This window comes from Arthrobacter sp. Soil736 (assembly GCF_001428005.1).
Lineage (GTDB): Bacteria > Actinomycetota > Actinomycetes > Actinomycetales > Micrococcaceae > Arthrobacter.
In genome coordinates, this window is the sequence record NZ_LMSB01000021.1 from 45,200 (window position 1) to 60,569 (window position 15,370).

At 63.6% G+C, this 15,370-nt stretch carries 15 protein-coding genes and 2 pseudogenes; 8 read left to right on the forward strand and 9 right to left on the reverse strand.

What is annotated here, in order from left to right:
• Positions 1–72: 72 nt before the first annotated feature.
• Positions 73–1,056 carry an NAD(P)-dependent oxidoreductase gene (locus ASG92_RS13110; protein WP_277309146.1) on the forward strand — a complete coding sequence of 328 codons (984 nt, stop codon included), beginning with the start codon at positions 73–75 and terminating at the stop codon, positions 1,054–1,056.
• 142 nt (positions 1,057–1,198) lie between these two features.
• Here ASG92_RS13110 and ASG92_RS27365 read toward each other — a convergent pair.
• Positions 1,199–1,472, reverse strand: a pseudogene (locus ASG92_RS27365) (transposase); the annotation flags it as partial.
• Positions 1,473–1,992: 520 nt separating this feature from the next.
• Between ASG92_RS27365 and ASG92_RS13120 the strand changes: the two are divergent.
• The 4 genes from ASG92_RS13120 to ASG92_RS13140 all read left to right on the forward strand — a co-directional run bounded on the left by ASG92_RS13120 (position 1,993) and on the right by ASG92_RS13140 (position 6,353).
• Positions 1,993–2,208: a hypothetical protein gene (locus ASG92_RS13120; RefSeq protein WP_056628994.1), complete on the forward strand. Its 216-nt coding sequence runs from the start codon at positions 1,993–1,995 to the stop codon at positions 2,206–2,208.
• 336 nt (positions 2,209–2,544) lie between these two features.
• A complete protein-coding gene (locus tag ASG92_RS13125; RefSeq protein WP_056628997.1) occupies positions 2,545–3,957 on the forward strand; it encodes a cytosine permease in 1,413 nt (470 codons plus the stop codon).
• Positions 3,958–3,965: 8 nt separating this feature from the next.
• Positions 3,966–5,450 carry a C69 family dipeptidase gene (locus ASG92_RS13130; protein ID WP_056629000.1) on the forward strand — a complete coding sequence of 495 codons (1,485 nt, stop codon included), beginning with the start codon at positions 3,966–3,968 and terminating at the stop codon, positions 5,448–5,450.
• A 522-nt stretch (positions 5,451–5,972) separates the two neighbouring features.
• Positions 5,973–6,353: a hypothetical protein gene (locus ASG92_RS13140; RefSeq protein WP_056629005.1), complete on the forward strand. Its 381-nt coding sequence runs from the start codon at positions 5,973–5,975 to the stop codon at positions 6,351–6,353.
• 278 nt (positions 6,354–6,631) lie between these two features.
• On the opposite strand, the gene ASG92_RS13145 is transcribed toward ASG92_RS13140, so the two are convergent.
• Positions 6,632–8,563 (reverse strand): glycoside hydrolase family 15 protein, encoded by a 1,932-nt coding sequence (locus tag ASG92_RS13145; RefSeq protein ID WP_056629007.1) that lies wholly within the window; start codon positions 8,561–8,563, stop codon positions 6,632–6,634.
• A gap of 195 nt (positions 8,564–8,758) precedes the next feature.
• On the opposite strand from ASG92_RS13145, the gene ASG92_RS13150 reads away from it, so the two are divergent.
• A complete protein-coding gene (locus ASG92_RS13150) occupies positions 8,759–9,607 on the forward strand; it encodes an alpha/beta hydrolase (RefSeq protein ID WP_056629010.1) in 849 nt (282 codons plus the stop codon).
• A 75-nt stretch (positions 9,608–9,682) separates the two neighbouring features.
• Here ASG92_RS13150 and ASG92_RS13155 read toward each other — a convergent pair whose 3' ends face one another.
• A complete protein-coding gene (locus ASG92_RS13155; protein ID WP_056629011.1) occupies positions 9,683–10,324 on the reverse strand; it encodes a lactate utilization protein in 642 nt (213 codons plus the stop codon).
• Between the two features lie 67 nt (positions 10,325–10,391).
• On the opposite strand from ASG92_RS13155, the gene ASG92_RS13160 reads away from it, so the two are divergent.
• Entirely contained in the window at positions 10,392–10,895 is a 504-nt protein-coding gene (locus ASG92_RS13160; RefSeq protein WP_082579492.1) for a MarR family winged helix-turn-helix transcriptional regulator, read from the forward strand.
• A gap of 48 nt (positions 10,896–10,943) precedes the next feature.
• Here ASG92_RS13160 and ASG92_RS13165 read toward each other — a convergent pair whose 3' ends face one another.
• From ASG92_RS13165 to ASG92_RS29245, 3 genes and pseudogenes are all read right to left on the reverse strand, one after another.
• Complete coding sequence (locus ASG92_RS13165) at positions 10,944–11,891, reverse strand: low temperature requirement protein A (RefSeq protein ID WP_240987127.1); 948 nt, start codon at positions 11,889–11,891, stop codon at positions 10,944–10,946.
• A 67-nt stretch (positions 11,892–11,958) separates the two neighbouring features.
• Positions 11,959–12,075: pseudogene (locus ASG92_RS29820) on the reverse strand (hypothetical protein); the annotation flags it as partial.
• A gap of 142 nt (positions 12,076–12,217) precedes the next feature.
• Positions 12,218–12,439, reverse strand: a complete 222-nt coding sequence (locus tag ASG92_RS29245; protein WP_056629014.1) for a hypothetical protein — start codon at positions 12,437–12,439, stop codon at positions 12,218–12,220.
• A gap of 482 nt (positions 12,440–12,921) precedes the next feature.
• On the opposite strand from ASG92_RS29245, the gene ASG92_RS13175 reads away from it, so the two are divergent.
• Positions 12,922–13,329, forward strand: coding sequence for a DUF4192 family protein (locus tag ASG92_RS13175; RefSeq protein ID WP_056629017.1), 408 nt, complete (start codon positions 12,922–12,924; stop codon positions 13,327–13,329).
• A gap of 255 nt (positions 13,330–13,584) precedes the next feature.
• On the opposite strand, the gene ASG92_RS30450 is transcribed toward ASG92_RS13175, so the two are convergent.
• The 3 genes from ASG92_RS30450 to ASG92_RS30280 all read right to left on the reverse strand — a co-directional run bounded on the left by ASG92_RS30450 (position 13,585) and on the right by ASG92_RS30280 (position 15,120).
• Positions 13,585–14,001 (reverse strand): DUF1508 domain-containing protein, encoded by a 417-nt coding sequence (locus tag ASG92_RS30450; protein ID WP_346762993.1) that lies wholly within the window; start codon positions 13,999–14,001, stop codon positions 13,585–13,587.
• Positions 14,002–14,663: 662 nt separating this feature from the next.
• Positions 14,664–14,930 carry a hypothetical protein gene (locus tag ASG92_RS13190; protein ID WP_056629022.1) on the reverse strand — a complete coding sequence of 89 codons (267 nt, stop codon included), beginning with the start codon at positions 14,928–14,930 and terminating at the stop codon, positions 14,664–14,666.
• Between the two features lie 55 nt (positions 14,931–14,985).
• Positions 14,986–15,120, reverse strand: a complete 135-nt coding sequence (locus ASG92_RS30280; RefSeq protein WP_277309144.1) for a hypothetical protein — start codon at positions 15,118–15,120, stop codon at positions 14,986–14,988.
• Between the last annotated feature and the right edge of the window lie 250 nt (positions 15,121–15,370).

A 15,370-nucleotide genomic window follows, 5' to 3' on the forward strand; every position in this document is an offset into this window, starting at 1 on the left:
GAGATTCCGATTCGAGCTGGATCCTGCCCGCTCACAGGCAAAGGGTTCGCCGGGAGTAGCTCGTGCCCGGGACTGCCCGTTTCAAAAACCTATGAAAATAACCACAAGGAGCTTCACATGAGCACGATTGCATTCATCGGCCTGGGAACGATGGGCCGCGGCATGGTGAACAACCTGCTGCACGCCGGCCACAACGTCACCGTCTGGAACCGCTCCCCGGAGCAGGTGAACCAAGCAGTGACGCGAGGAGCCACATCGGCTGCCACCCTCGCCGAAGCAACAAAAGACGCAGATTTCGTCATGTACTGCCTGTCCGACGACGCCGCGGTGCGAGAAGTGGTGCTAGCGTCGGGCGGTCTGGCAGAAACTGTGAATCCCGACTCGATCGTTATCGATCTATCAACCATCGACCCGGAAACCAGTGCAGAAGAAGCTGAGGCCTTCGCCGCACGCAACGTAGCTTTCCTGGACGCACCCGTCTTCGGCTCAAAAGGCGAAGCCGCGGCGGGCGGGCTCTGGGTCGTCGCAGGAGGCGAGCTGGAGACCTTCAACCGTGCCCGCCCCGTGCTCTCGGCGATCAGTGAAACTACCCACTACATGGGACCATCGGGAAACGGAGCTCGCATGAAGCTCGTCGGCAACCTGCTGGTCGCCGCCCAGCTTGAAGCCCTCGGCGAATCACTGTCCCTGGCACGGAAAGCCGGCCTGAGCCTCCACGATGTTCTTGGGGTACTCAAGGTCACAGACTTCCGTTCCCCCATCTTCGACGGCGTCGGCGCAGCCGTAGTCGCCGGAGACTACACCCCCAGCTTTGCCCTCAACCTGATGCTCAAAGACGGAAAACTCGTGCAAACATTCGCCGAAAGACTAGGCGTCTCAGTTCCCGGCACCCGGGCAACCGTATCCACCATCGAACGAGCCGTTGAGGCCGGCTTCGGTAACGAAAACGCTTCCGCGCTCATCAAGGTCCTGGCCTCAGACGCGGGAGTCGACCTCACCGACGAAACGGCCGACCACAGTACGGGACTGCTCACAGCAGATGCGAGTGCCCGCTGACCAAGCGAACCCGGGACGGATAGTCGCCTTGGACCGCCGCTACAGCGTCCGCCACGGTACAGGGATTGTCGAAGTTTTGTGACTACAGCGTGCGTTGAACGATGCGATAGATGGTGGACCGGGTGACGTGGAAAAGGGCGGCGATTTCGGTCGCTTTCCGGGTTGAGACCCCGTGCAGGTACACCTCCATCACGACAGCGAACAGGGCCTGGTCCACGCGGCGGGGCCGTTCGAGCAGGGAGGGGAAGAATGAGCCCCGCCGCAGCTTCGGGACCTTCAATTCCAGGTCCCCGGCTGTCTTGGACAAGGTCTGGGGGGTCCCGTTGCGGCGCGTCGTGCGCTCATCGGTGCATTCGAAAAGGCCAGCGCCGATAAACGCGTCGCTTCCGCGTCGATGAGCTCCTGGTAGAGCTTCTCCGTGGCCGAGCGAACCGTTCCGTGACATCGGTGACTTTCAGTTGGCCAAGCAGGTCCAACCGGGCTCTCTGGTCAAGAGCCATCGTGTGTTTGTGTCCCCTCGAGCGATTCCTAGACACTTCTCACTGACCATCGCACGATGGCTCTTCACGTCAACGAAGCGACGCTCAGAACCCGAGATTGACACCACTCCACGGGACGTGACCCGATATACGGCAAGGCGCAGCGCGGTTCACCGCCCAAGAGACGCTCCGTGCCGCCGGTCTTTGACTGGTCCCCCGAAGTCCTGGACACGTGGATCCGGACCCGGGCTGCGCGTGACGGCCTAATACGGATACTCGTGCCAAACCAGGCCACCGCCCACCCGGGTGGCCAACCCCTGTCCCGGATAGTCCACCCGGCAAGGTAGTAGCCAGCCACACCGCATCTGGAGCGAAACTGAGGTCAGTCCTCGATGTGGTCTGGTTCACACAGCTACACGCCGAGGTTAGCAATCGAGAAAAAGAGAAGGATAGAACGATGAGAACGGCCCTTGACCTAACCATGGCAATCACTGCGACAGACCGTGCCAGCATGGAACGCCAGCTCGACGAAGCCGTGGCAGTCGCCAGGACAACGGCAATCCGCGAAGGACGCCAGGGAATTCTCGTCACGACACACGCCCACGATTCCTTCACCGTCGCGCTCAGTGATGCCGTGCCCTTCGGACTGACGCTCGAGCATCAGGACTGGTGAATCAACCACCAAGAAAACCGGCCGCATGGCCTAGAGAAAGACGAGAGACCATGACCCAATTCCCCCTCGCGGAAAAGAGCCTTACGGTTTCAGCCACGGGCCATGAACCAGTGGAAATCAAAGTTGAAGGTACCGAGTCGTTGACCTTACGCGTGGAGGTGCAGGGCGCTAACTGCACGTGCTCTCACACCACACGTCCAGGCTCCTACACCGACATGGAACCGCCTTTCTCCCGTCACTAGCTAACGTCGACACCGTCCCACGGTCGCGAGAGCGTGACGCTCCACCATCGGCATTGCATGAAGCCTTTCGTCCAACAAACTGAGGAAATTTTCCATGTCCGTCCTGAAGATCTTCAAGGGGCCAGAGGCCTCAATTGATGACCAAATCGAAAGCTACGCCATCGAAAGGGTCCCGGCCGAGAAACGATGGTCCATTCCCGCGATCAGCCTAGTTTTGCTGGGCAACGCCACAGCGATGTTCTTTTTCTCCTTCGGCGCCCAGCAGACGTTCCTTGTGGGCTGGCCGATGATGCTTATCCCAATCGGCTACTTCTTCTTCGGAGCCATTCTGATCGGTGCGCTGACCATGCGGATGGCGAGCCGCGAAGGACTGTCGCAAAGCCTGATTTCCCGCGGACTTGGTTTCGGCAGCCGAGGCGCGGCCCTGACATCATTCATTTACGCGGTCAACTTCATTTACTACTTCCTATTTGAAGGGACAATCGTTTCCCATGCAGTTGCCTATTACTTCAATATCGAGATCAACTCCCTCGGCGGCATTCTGATCTTCGCTGGCATCGGGCTGGCCACGATTGCGTTCGTATGGCGGGGCATGTACGCCATGTCTGTCCTACAGACGTGGGGCTTCCCCATTTTTGTTGGCCTGCTGATTTGGGCACTTCTCGAGCTTCAGGGACAGGGCGGCGGGGCAGGACCTGAGGGATGGGCAGCCACCGGAGTCTCCGGAGGAGTAGCGATGTGGACGGCGATGAGCTTTGCCAACGGCCAGATGATCTTCCAAGGTCTCATGGCCACCGACTACGGACGATTCGCTGCCAAGAACATCCGATACCGCGGCACCGCCATGATCATGATCCTGGAACTCATACCAATGTTTGTCGTGATCTTCCTCGGAGCGTTCTTGGGAGCATCTCTCGTGGGACAGTTTGGCGTTGAAAAGGCGCAGGATCCAGGGTTTGTGTTCGTGCATCTGCTTGGACTGGCAGGTGTCATATTTGTCGTCGTGACCCAGATCCGTATCAACGTCATGAACCTATACGGTGGGTCAATCACGCTCTCTAGCGGCTTCGACGTCGCCGCGCACTTCCGCCCCGGCCGCCCATGGTGGATGTTCGCTGTCTGGCTCTTCGGTGTGATCTTCTACGCGACCAACGTCATCAATCACTTGGGAACCTTCCTGGCCATTACCGGTGTTCTGACGAACACCTGGGTGCTGATCATTCTTGCGGACTACTTCATCTGCCGCCGCTGGCTCAAGCTTGGCCGCGGAGAAGACATCGAATATCGCGAGGAGGAAGTCCGGCCGTGGAACCCCTGCGGTCTCATCTCCCTGGGGCTGGCGGTTGGGGTCGGGGCCCTTGGAATCATCGAGGTGTATCCGATCGCCTACGCTTCGTTCATCTCGATGATTCTCGGACCCATCGTGCACGTGGCACTAACGGTCAGCAGCAAGGGCCAGTACTACCTGCCCAAGAAAACCGCCGAACTCGATAGAGTGCTCCTTTGAGGGGGGAAATGTTGAAGCCATGGAGCTGCGACACATACGTCGCTCAGGCAGATGCGACGGCGGACGGCCGGCTCATCTTCGGCAAGAACAGCGATCGTCCCGCCGGTGAAGTGCAGCCTCTGCGCTACGTGCCGAGGCGGCCTAAGTCAGAGCGGCTCGACCTCGCGTATGTCTCCATTGAAGACGAGCCGGCGTATGCCCACGTCGGCGCAGCACCCTTCTGGTGCTGGGGATACGAGTTCGGCGTCAACGAACACAACGTCAGCATCGGCAACGAAGCTCAGTTCACGCGCGCTTGGGCAAGCTGTGTCGCGGCGGCAAAGGCTGGAGACCCGCCGTCGAGCGGCATCATCGGCATGGAACTGGTCAGGCTCGGACTGGAACGCGGACGGACGGCAATTCAAGCACTGGATGCCATGACGCGACTCCTTGAGCGGTACGGGCAGTGGGGTTCGGGCGTCCTAGGGAAACCGCCCGTGGACGGGTCCTACGACAACTCATATCTGATTGCGGATGGAAAGGATGCCTGGATTCTCGAAACCAGCGGACGCGAGTGGATCAGTCGCCGCGTGCAATCCGGAATTTACTCGATCAGCAACGAACCCTCCATACGGACGGAATATGATCGAAAAAGTGAGGGTCTGCTCAGCACTGCGTGCCAGGAAGGCTGGCTGGTCAAGGACCGCCCCTTTGACTATGCGGCAACCCATGTCGATCCATTGACGTCGCTTCAGGTTTCACACATGAGGCAGCGCCGCTCGCAGCAGATGCTTCAGAAGGCTAAGGAAGCCGGCGGGGTCCAACTGCACAGCGCCAAAGGAGTTCTGCGCGACCATTTTGAGGGGACATTTCTGGACGGCCCGTACTTCAACGCAGCCCGACCTGACTTCCTGACATTGTGCATGCATGAACATCCTGCTGGATTTACGTGGGGGAACACCGCGGGTTCAATTATTGTCGAAACGGCAAGGCATGATGATGATCTCACCACGATCTGGTGGACACCGCTGTCCCCCTGCGTTGGGGCTTACATTCCCATCTTCCTGCAGTCCGGTGAGATACCGGAATCTCTCCAAACACCAGCGCCTCCCCAGGTCCCCCGTCCGCCGGAAGAGTGCGAGCAGGCCCAGTTCGATCCTTCCGGATACTGGTGGAAGTTTCAGAATCTGCTGGACGCGGCTAAGGGGGACCCGTCGGGGTCCCGGTTCCCCGAGCGGCAACCGATGATCCGCGCTCGGTTCGATCAACTCGAAAGGACGTGGGTGGAAAAGGCTGCGGAGCTGCGCCGAAGATGGGCCACTGCGGACGGCGTGAAAAGGGAGAAACTTGTCCCGGAGCTCAAGCAACTGACATCTCAGGCAGTTGACGAAGTAAGCGACCAAATTGGTGTGTTCCTGGCCGAATACGCGCCTAGCGGGCTACTCGAACCAATCGACCCTAGATGGCTCGGCTCTCGTCGCTCTGCCGCCGGAATCACCCGGGAGCGTTCGTGACGCGCTGAAACGGAGCCAGGACCGCTTCGGATGTGGATTCCGCCGGTGTCCATTGGAGGTGGGCGACAGAGGCCGCGGATTCCGGCTCTTTCAGGAGGGACAACCGCGGGCCGACTGCGTCGGTAAGGTCAAAGAGACGCCGCCGGCGACCACCGGACCGCCCAGCCAGCCCCGCCACGGCCACGACAGCTGCGACGATCAGGACTACAAGCGAGCCCGAACTGTGGACAGTGTCCACACCCCTTTTCCGACAGATTTTGAGCAACTCCGAGCGACTGCCGCGCTCCCCAACCAGGGGGCGCGGCAGCTGTGTTCTGCTGCGAGTCTTCCGGTGCGGACTTCCCACCAGTCCGTTCTGGACCATCAGGTCCCGGAACATTGGTTCACTCGAAATCCCCATCGCGAGTTCTCCTCCTCAGACATCTCTCATGGCTGAAACGCGGAAATTCGCATGACCGGACGCCCCCGTCTGATTCACCCAGCCAGGTTCTGCGTCGGGCACTGACGGCGGGTGCCGAGTCGGTGCCGTTCGACGTTGATGACCTGCCCGGATACGCGGAGGCGATCTTCGACCACCTCGTCGCCCGACCCGACCTCATGCGCCTGCGACTATGGAAACTCCTGGAACGCCCGTCCGCCACCGGACTTGAACCAGGCGCGTTCCGGCACAAGACCGCCGAGGTGGCCCAGGCGCAGCAGCACGGCGACCTCGCCCGGGACATGGGACCCGAAGATCTGCTGACCATGGTCCTCGCCGCGGCCCAGGCATGGTTCTGGGCCATCGAAGGCGCGGACGCGCAGGAGGATGTGCAGTCGTGGTCGGCGCAGCGGCTGGCCGAGCACCGTGCTGCTGTCGTCGAGGCCGCCCGCCGGATCAGCGAACCGAAGCCGGCGCGCCCTTAGCGGGCCCAGAAGGCACGCGGTCATCCGGTTCCGGCATACCCGCCAAGTCGGCTTTCGTAGAGGCTCAGGCCCTCGCTGGCCTCCGCATCTGACCTTCGCCTACTTCGCAAGGAGACGGCACCGACGGCGCAGATCGGGGCGCAAGTTCTTGGGCCCTTGTGAAGGGCAAGAGGAGAAGCCCTGATGGCCATGGACATGTACGCCTACACTTCCGTCCCGGATGGATCCTGACCGTCCGCGGGGAATCCTCCAGAACACGCTGGTCACGGGCGCTGCTGTCAGGTGTTGCGGTGTGCAGGGGCGAACTGGGCCGCGCGGTTCGTTTCTTCGGCGCGGATGAGGTGCACGAGCGCGTTGAGGAGAGCCAGGTGGGTGAACGCCTGTGGGAAGTTGCCGAGGTGTCGGCCGCTCAGCGGATCCAGCTCCTCAGCGTAGAGGCCCAAGGGACTGGCGAGGGACAGCAGACGTTCGCACAGTGCCATGGCGCGTACCACTTCTCCGATCTCGACGAGGGCTGAGACGAGCCAGAACGAGCAGGTCGTGAAGGTCCCCTCGACGCCGGTGAGTCCGTCGTCGGTCTGCTCGGGGCGGTAGCGCAGGACGAGCCCGTCCCGGGTGAGTTCGTCGGCGATGGCCAAGACGGTAGCGCGCACGCGTGGATCGTTGGCGGGCAGGAACCGGACAAGGGGGACAAGGAGCAGCGACGCATCGAGGTTCGTCGTGCCGTAGGACTGGACGAACACACCGCGGTCGTCGACACCATTGCGGCAGATGTCCTCATGGATCTCCTCGGCGATCGTGTCCCACTTCCGGGCGTAATCAGCCTGACCGTGCAGGCGCGCCAGCCGGGCACCACGATCCAGGGCGACCCAGCACATGAGCTTTGAGGAGGTGAACTGCTTCGGTTCGCCACGGACCTCCCAGATGCCGTGGTCGGGGTCCCGCCAGTGGGCGGCGGCCTGCTCGACCTGGCGGAGCAGGACGGGCCAGAGCGGCTCGGGGAGCTGGTCACGGGATTTGGCGTGGAGGTAGACGGAGTCCAGCATGGTGCCCCAGACGTCGAGCTGCCGCTGGTGGGCGGCAGCGTTGCCGATGCGGACGGGGCGGGCGCCGTCGTAGCCGCCGAGCCCCTCGACAGTGACCTCGGGAAGGTCCCTTTCGCCGTCGATGCCGTACATGATCTGCAGGTCGTCCTCGGCGGCGACGTCGCGGATGAAAGCGAAGAAGTCGTCGGCTTCCCGGTCCAGGCCGAGGGTGTAGAGGGCCCATAGCGCGAACGTGGAATCGCGCACCCACCTATACCGGTAATCCCAGTTCCGCTCTCCCCCGGGCGTCTCGGGCAGCGACGTGGTGGGCGCCGCGACCAGAGCTCCAGTCGGCGCGTAGGTGAGGCCCTTCAACGTCAGCGCGCTGCGCTGCAGCTCCTCCCGCCAGGGGTGGTCGGGGAACTCGCCCCCGGTGATCCATTGCCTCCAGAACTCAGTGGTCTGCCACTGCTTACGCGTGGCTTCCTCCCACGTCCGCGGCGGGGGCAGCGACCCCCAGGAGAGCGCGATAAATGCCTGCTCGCCCTCGGTCATGCGGCTGCGGATGACCGCGATGGAGTCCTCGATGCCCAGCCGGCGGTCGGTGGTCAGACGCAGCACCGGATCCCCCTCATCGCCGCTGACGGTCACGACCTCCCCGTATCCGGGACCGGAGAACTCCCACCGTGCCCGGCGCCGGCCGTAGCCGAAGACCGGCTCGCACAGCACGGACAGCTCCACTGCACCGTTGACGCACCGGACGGTGCGCAGCAGGCAATGCTCAGCCTCGTAGTTCGTCGGCGGGCGGCGGTATCGGCCGGCCCTCTCTTCGGTGTGGTGCCACGGACCCATCACCAGGGCGTCCCTCACGATCAGCCATCCAGTCCTGGTCTGCCAGGTGGTCTCCAGGATCAGGCTGCCGGGGAGATAGCGGCGCGCTGTGGGCTCCCGGACGCCGTACGGCGCCACCTTGAAGCCACCCGCGGCGCGGTCGAGCATAGTGGAGAACACGCTCGGTGAGTCGTGACGCGGCACGCACATCCACTCCACCTGCCCGCTCGATGCGATCAAGCAGTTGGCCTCACAGTCAGACAAAAACCCATAGTCGGCGATCGGCGGGTACAGGCTCGTGCCTGCCCCGGAGCGCCGCCTCCCCTGAGCCCCTGATCCGGCGTCGATCCTCACTACCCCAGTATGGTCTCCCGGACCGGAAGCGGGAATCCTGACTCCATGCGGACCCTTCCCATGGGTCAACACGCAGCCTTGACACGAGTGGAGCGACGGGTCTAGAACTGCTACAGCGATCGCTCCTGGCAGCGCGTCGGGACAGATCAGGTGGGCGATACGGCCGATAGCGGGTTCAACGAAGAGAGTTGTCAGATGGGTGCCGGGGCGGTATCGACGATCAGCACGTACTTCCGAGTCTGTGACGGGGTGCGGGTGAGGTTCGCGGACAACAAGGCGGACTCGGACATCACCATGCTGCTGCTGGCGCCGTGGCCGGAAAGCCTTTGGGCCTTCCGCCGCATCTGGAGCCGCGTTGCGGCAGTCGTGCGGGTGGTCGCCATCGACATGCCCGGATTCGGCCATTCAGATGGCCGCCCGGAGCTGATCGCCCCGGACGGCTCCGGAGCATTCCTGGCGCGGCTGATCGATGAATGGGGCCTGGGAGTTCCGCACGTCGTCGGCCCGGACGTTGGCACGGCCGCAGCGCTATTCCTTGCTGCGAAGGCCCCAGAACGGGTCACGAGCCTGACCATCGGCGGCGGCGCGGTCCGCTTTCCGATCGACGCGGGCGGCGCCCTCAAGGAGATCATCGAAGCGCCGTCTCTGGATGACGTGCGCGCCCTCGACGCCAGAACGAATATCGGCTTCGCGGTCGAGCTGCCCGCCCCGAGCGTCAGCGAGCCGGAGGTCCACGAGGACTACGTCAGCGCTTACGACCTCGGGCGCTTCGCCGAGTCGGCGCGGTTTGTGCGGACCTACCCCGAGCAGAACCCGGTGCTGCACGATCTGCTGCCGTCCATCACCACGCCGACCCAGATCGTCGCGGGCCGCCACGATAACCTCGTGCCGTGGTCGAACAGCGAGTACCTGGACGACCTCCTCCCCCACAGCGAGATACATCCTCTCGACGGCGGCCACTTCGCGTGGGAAGAAGCAGCGGAGGAATACGGCCGACTGGTCGCCGACTGGGTCAGCGGCGGGTATCGACGCGTCGCGGACTAGGCGGCCAGTCGCACCGCAATTCCTCCCCCTGACGGTTACCGATAATCCCAACAGCCAGCGTTCGTTCTGGCACGGTTAGAACCCCAGTGCCTCATCGCAGAGGACGACCGTGATGCGGCCGGGTACCCACTCGCGATTGATGATGAGAACTTTGTTCACGCCGCTGTGCACGCCGTACGCTGCCTGGGCCCGCGCGTCCTCCAGCGGGAAGGCGTATTCATCGACGCGGCGCAGTGCGTCCTCAAGGCCGGGAACGATTTTCTGCGTCCCAACTAGGAGAATGACCTTCCCTGCGCCGGATGCGTACGGGCCGATTTGGCTCCCGCTCGCGGAGGCGACAACCAGCGACCCGGTCTCGGTGATGGCATGGACACTGCCGAGCATGACGTCCGGCGACACGCTGAGGCGGCGGATCTCGTCGGCCTGCGTGGCGCGGTCCATGGCGTGGAACCGGGGTCGGAGCGGCTGGTACCGGCCGGACTTCTCTATCTCCTCGGTGATGCCCGCGGCCTCGAGCGAGGCCGATGCGCCTTGATGTACTTGCGACCCCGCCGGGATGAGATCCAGGACCATGCGTTTGGCTTCTGCGCTGTTCGGGGCGCGAAGGACAGTGATCCCGTTGGCTTCCAGCGCGGCTGCAGTTCGCGCCACGCGGTCCTCCTCGGCCGGGGCTGAGAATCCACCACTCAGTGTCCTGTTGGGCTGTACTTCACTCATGAGACGGTCCTCCTCACCGCTCAGATGTACTTGCGATTGCAAATACCTGTGGGGTTAACTGGTGAACATGGACGAAAATTCCCCACCGATCGACGTGACTACTCTCTTCGGCCGGCTTGTCGACGAGTCACTTCCCGGGCGGCGCGGAGAGAAGGCATGGCGCGCGTTGTTGCACGCCCACGCGACACTCATGCGCCAACTCGACACCGATCTCTGGGAGGATACCGGCCTGCGCCTCGCCGACTTCGACGTCCTGGCTCAGCTGGCCGGGGCGGGCGGCGGGCTACGGATGACTGACCTCGCCGCCCGCACGCTCATCTCACGCTCGGGATTGACGCGTCGCGTCGCGAGGTTGGTAGATGAGGGCCTGGTACACCGGGCAAACGCCGCCGGGGACGGGCGCGGCGTGGTTGTCGCGTTGACCGACGCCGGTGTCGCCCGTCTGGCGGAAACGGTCCCGGTCCATCTTCGCGGCGTGTCCAAACTGTTTGTCGAGCGGCTCGACGATCAGGAACTCGCCGTACTCGAGACCGCCCTAGGAAAAGTCATCGTCGACTGCACGTTCGGCTGAGGATGCCGCCCGGGGCCGGCGGGGGATACGGACAGCGGTGGGGCTGCGTCAGGCCTCAGCCTGCTTCAGGGCTTGCTCCTCATGTCGGTAGCCGACCGTCTCGTATGCGACGACGATGAGGGCGGGCGAGGCGGCGACGAGGAGCAGCGTGGCGCCCACGCTCGCACCCAGGCCCACCGCGGCCACGGCGGAGACAAGGACGATCGCGGCCGAGCCGAATATCCAGATGTGGTAGCGGTCGGCAGTGCGCAGCAGGAGCGAGTAGATCGTCACAAGGATCAGCTCGAAGACGAACACTGGAAGGGCGACGGTGAGGACCGTTGCAGTGGCGCCGATGTGGCTCTCACCTGAGATGTAGACCGCCGCTGCGTGGAGGCCGGCGCCGGTGCCGACAACCGCGCCGAACACGACGATGTGCCCGTAGCTCCATCCGAACGCGCGACGGCGATAACGTCCCAGCACCCGCCCGGCCGGGAGGGTGAAGTACAGCCACCACATCGCGAAGGTGAGGGCAGTGCCGCCGGAGGCGACGAGCACGACCTCGGCTGACCAACCCGACCGGTCGACGACGGCCGTGATCGCGAGGACAGTGCCGAGGATCACCTCCCCGAGTGTGATGATCACGAGCAGCGAGTACCGTTCGGCGATGTGGTGCGGATGCCACGGAGTGCCGCCGTCCTTGCGCTCGGCGAAGAGCGGGCCCGCCAGCTCGACCCCGGTGAGAGCCGCGATGATCCACGACGTCGTCCCGATCGGGAGCGAGGCGAAGATGAGTACTACCCACCCGACCTGCGCCACCGAAACGGCAGCCGCGTAGGCCAGGCAGGCCCGTCGATGCTCAGGATCGTGACGCGCCGCGCGGAGCCAGAGCGCGACCGCGGCGACACGCATGATCACGTACCCGCTCACCATGATCGCGTTGTCGACATGGCGGCCTTCGTCGATGGAGCGGAAGAAGGGTGGCATCCCGAGTGCGATCACGAGCACCCCGATCATCTCGATCAACGGTCGCGATACGGAAGAAGACGTCGTCGTTGTCGTATGCGGAGGCCAGCCACGCGTAGTTCACCCACGCCCAGCTGATCGCGAAGACCCCAAGGCCGAACCCCGTGGCCGCGGCCGCCCAGTGCCCTTTCTCCAGGAGCAGCGCCGTCTGCGTCGAGACCGCGCTGAAGCCCACGACGAACGTAAGGTCGAAGAGCAGCTCAAGCGGGGTCGAGGTGGTGTTGCTCGGCCGGATCGCGCCCGGACATGCGTGCGAGCCGATGGGCAGGGCTCATGCAGGAAGGCTACTCCGATACGACATTGCCGGGGAGGCCGGGTTAGCCGGAAGATCCCTCCCCTGTGTCATAGTTCTCGCCGCCACCTACGGTGGCCGGCTTGCGAAGTAGTCCGCGCAGGTCGCCTCGGCAAAGCACTCCCTGCTCGACAAGATTCTGGATGGTCTGGGCGTACGAAAGCCGGGGCCCGGAGCTGTCGGTGTGGACGTCCCCAAGGGTATCGAGCCCGAGGGTGCTTACCAGGTTGCGTGCCCCGGTGTCCACGGGGTATTCAGTCGTCGTTGTGACGCTTTCAGCCCAGGGTGGCCCCGGGTTGCCGGGTTCCAAGCCCCAGGTGTGGGCTTGCGGTCCAGCACGAGGCCGCAGCGATGCCGAGTGAATGCCTCCAGGAGGCAGGGTGATCGCAGCGGGCCCGCGCTTCCGCTGCAACTTCCGGCAACTCCACCTGCGTCATGCTGACCCGCTCCAGCAGGTTCATGAATGACCAGAAGCATCATCGCTGTTTGTCATTCTGATCCTCCCGCTGGGCGGGCCCTCCGCGCAACCAGGGCGCCAAGCGCCGACCGCAATCAAAAGTTTCGTTCGGCGCTCCTCCGTCGCTTATCTCCTCACCAAACTTTTGATTGCGGCCCGTCCCCCAAGTTGCACTCCGGACCCTGCTACCCAGCGGTGATTCCTCTATCAGAACGGCACCCAAATCCAACGACCGCAGTCAGGCCGAGAAAAAGGTCAAAGAAGCCAGGACCATGGAAACGCTCACCATCAAATCCCCCGCCGACCTGCTCAGCTTCATCGGACACACCCTCGGCTTCTGGCCGCACGAGAGCCTGGTCTGCATCACCGTGGACACCGACCGCATCGGCGCCACCTTGCGCGTGGACCTCCCCCGGCACGACGGCGGAGAACTGGGCTACGCCCGAACCGTCGCCGAATACCTCACCCACGATCCGAACGCCACCAGCGTCGGCAGTGTCACGCCTGCACGCCTGATGTGGGAGGATCCGGCCGCTGGGCAAGGCCCGACATTCTTCGGCACTCCGCGTTACGGGCGTGTCGCAGGGGAATTGATCGGGCGTGTTCACCCCGGCTGGCAGGATGGATGCCGTGGCTACAACGGGGGCAGGATGCGGCTCCGAACCAGGAGTGGGTGCTGATGTACCGGGCCGGCCTCACCAGGGCACGGATCGCGGAACTGGCCGGCGTTCCTGCGTCGACGGTCGGATACCACCTGCGCGCAGGCCTACTCTGTAGGCGGTGCTCCTACTGGCTCCAATGCTCCGGGGTTGTGTCTCAGAGCATGCGGAGACGGATACGTGACATCGGCGAGGACCGGTCAGGCAGGCCCAGCTCAGTCCTCGCGGGAGCGGTGTGTCGAGATGGTCAGCGCCGCCCTGCTCCACTGCGGGGCGTCAGGTGACAGAATGCCAGCGGCGTGAACCGGTTCGCTGCAGAGTCGTCCTGGCGGTGACCGTGCCGTGAACCGCGGGATCTGCCTGCGCTGCCCGGGGCTGGCCAAACGCGGTGCGACCGGATTGGGCCCGAAGGAGCCGGAGCCTCCGCCGGAACGGCTCCCCGCGATGCCCTGAGGACATGTCCCGGATGAGGCCGGTCCCGGCAACCTCCCTAATGAGACCGATGCCGGCCGCCGCCTGCCGCTTCGTCGGAAAGGTCTCTGACACGGCCAGGAGTTCGCCCGACGGCCCTCGGAGCCGAGTGCGGAATCCTCCATCAGCGGCGTCAATAATTTCGAAGTACCCGGACATGTTGCGCCTCCGTTTCTGCTGATTCGAGAGGACCGGCGGGGTCTGCTGTCCGCTCTCGGCCATAATAGGTCCGGGTTCCGACGGCAACAATGAGGCCCGGTCGACAGTCACTCGCCAGGCATCTCCATTGCCGCTGCCCCCTGCCTTCCCGCTGGAATGCCGCCGTCGAGCCGAGGGGTGGTGCCGGGTCCGGACTGCTGGGGGATGCGCCGGACCCGGCCATCCGGAGCTTCGGATTTGCGGCTTGTTCCGCTTCAGGACACCCTCACTCTCGTCGGAGGGCCTAATGAAAAAACGGGAGTGCCAACTCAAATACGGGACGTTCCCCGACCCCCACAATGAGGGGCTGGGGAACGTTCCGGGCGTTTGCTCGGCCGGTAGTGCGGACAGGCATGAAAGAAGGGCAGCGGTTTGCGGCTGCCCTTCTTTTTGTTCTGGACTAGACCTTCTCGCCGGTTCTGTCAGGAGCCTTCTCGGGTTCCTGGACGGTGAACTCCCTGCGACGCCAAGGGAAGGACCAGAACTTGAAGTCCTTTGCCTCCACCCGGCGCTCCTGGCGAGTCTCAGTTTCCCGTGTGGCGTCTTTCCAGGCGTCGCGACGGAAATCCTTGCTGTACGAACCGCACATATGTGACCTCCCTAAAACGATGCTCCTTAATCGTCCTCCGATTAGGAGCCCCGGTCGAGAGGCGGGCGATGGCCGATTGTGTTCCGACGGGCAGGCCTTAGCGAACGATGGCAGTAGCGGCTGAGATGCTGGACCCGCTTAGGTATCCGGCTCTGGCGGCAACGATCCTCACGGAGACCTTCCTGCCCTTGTCGGCGGTGGTGAGGCGGTAGGTGCTACCGGTCGCGCCCTTGATGGCGATGCCATTCCGCAGCCACTGGTAGCTGTACCGGGTCGGGGCTACACGCCATGTGCCGACGCTCCCGGAGAGCGTTCTGCCGACGAAAGGCAGGCCACGGACGCTGGGCTTGACGACATTCAGCACTGTTGGTGCGATGACGGTGCCCGTCGCCGCGGACGTCCACGACAGTTGAAAGCGGTCAAGGATGTTCGTCCAGCATGGTGACGGTGATCTTCCGTCCAACATCAGCGGCGGTGAGCTTGTAGATACTCGCCACCGCGCCGTTGATGGGATCGCCGTTACGTTGCCACTGGTAGGTAAGCAAAGGTTCCACGGGGAACCCTTTGCCGGCGGGCGGCCTCCACGTGGTTCCGGGGGCAGCCTTCAGCGACCTAACCGGCCTCTGACCTGCGGAAACACGTGCCCGAGGTGGGACTCGAACTGCATTCCAGACCTTGCAAACCCGCCACTCCCCCGGAAACATACGCAATCCCCTGTGTGTCAGGCTGTTCTGTGACAGGTTCCCTGTTGCTGGAGCCGGTGCTCAGAGCGGGGGAAAGGTCCATCATGGATTTCGTTATGCC

What these genes read in the sequence shown, in the direction of transcription:
- ASG92_RS13155 (WP_056629011.1), bottom strand. Translation starts at nt 10,324, where the DNA reads ATGAGTGAAGTACAGCCCAACAGGACACTGAGTGGTGGATTCTCAGCC.
- ASG92_RS13125 (WP_056628997.1), top strand. Translation starts at nt 2,545, where the DNA reads ATGTCCGTCCTGAAGATCTTCAAGGGGCCAGAGGCCTCAATTGATGAC.
- ASG92_RS13150 (WP_056629010.1), top strand. Translation starts at nt 8,759, where the DNA reads ATGGGTGCCGGGGCGGTATCGACGATCAGCACGTACTTCCGAGTCTGT.
- ASG92_RS13165 (WP_240987127.1), bottom strand. Translation starts at nt 11,891, where the DNA reads ATGATCGGGGTGCTCGTGATCGCACTCGGGATGCCACCCTTCTTCCGC.
- ASG92_RS13175 (WP_056629017.1), top strand. Translation starts at nt 12,922, where the DNA reads ATGGAAACGCTCACCATCAAATCCCCCGCCGACCTGCTCAGCTTCATC.
- ASG92_RS13120 (WP_056628994.1), top strand. Translation starts at nt 1,993, where the DNA reads ATGAGAACGGCCCTTGACCTAACCATGGCAATCACTGCGACAGACCGT.
- ASG92_RS13130 (WP_056629000.1), top strand. Translation starts at nt 3,966, where the DNA reads ATGTTGAAGCCATGGAGCTGCGACACATACGTCGCTCAGGCAGATGCG.
- ASG92_RS13160 (WP_082579492.1), top strand. Translation starts at nt 10,392, where the DNA reads ATGGACGAAAATTCCCCACCGATCGACGTGACTACTCTCTTCGGCCGG.
- ASG92_RS30450 (WP_346762993.1), bottom strand. Translation starts at nt 14,001, where the DNA reads ATGGCCGAGAGCGGACAGCAGACCCCGCCGGTCCTCTCGAATCAGCAG.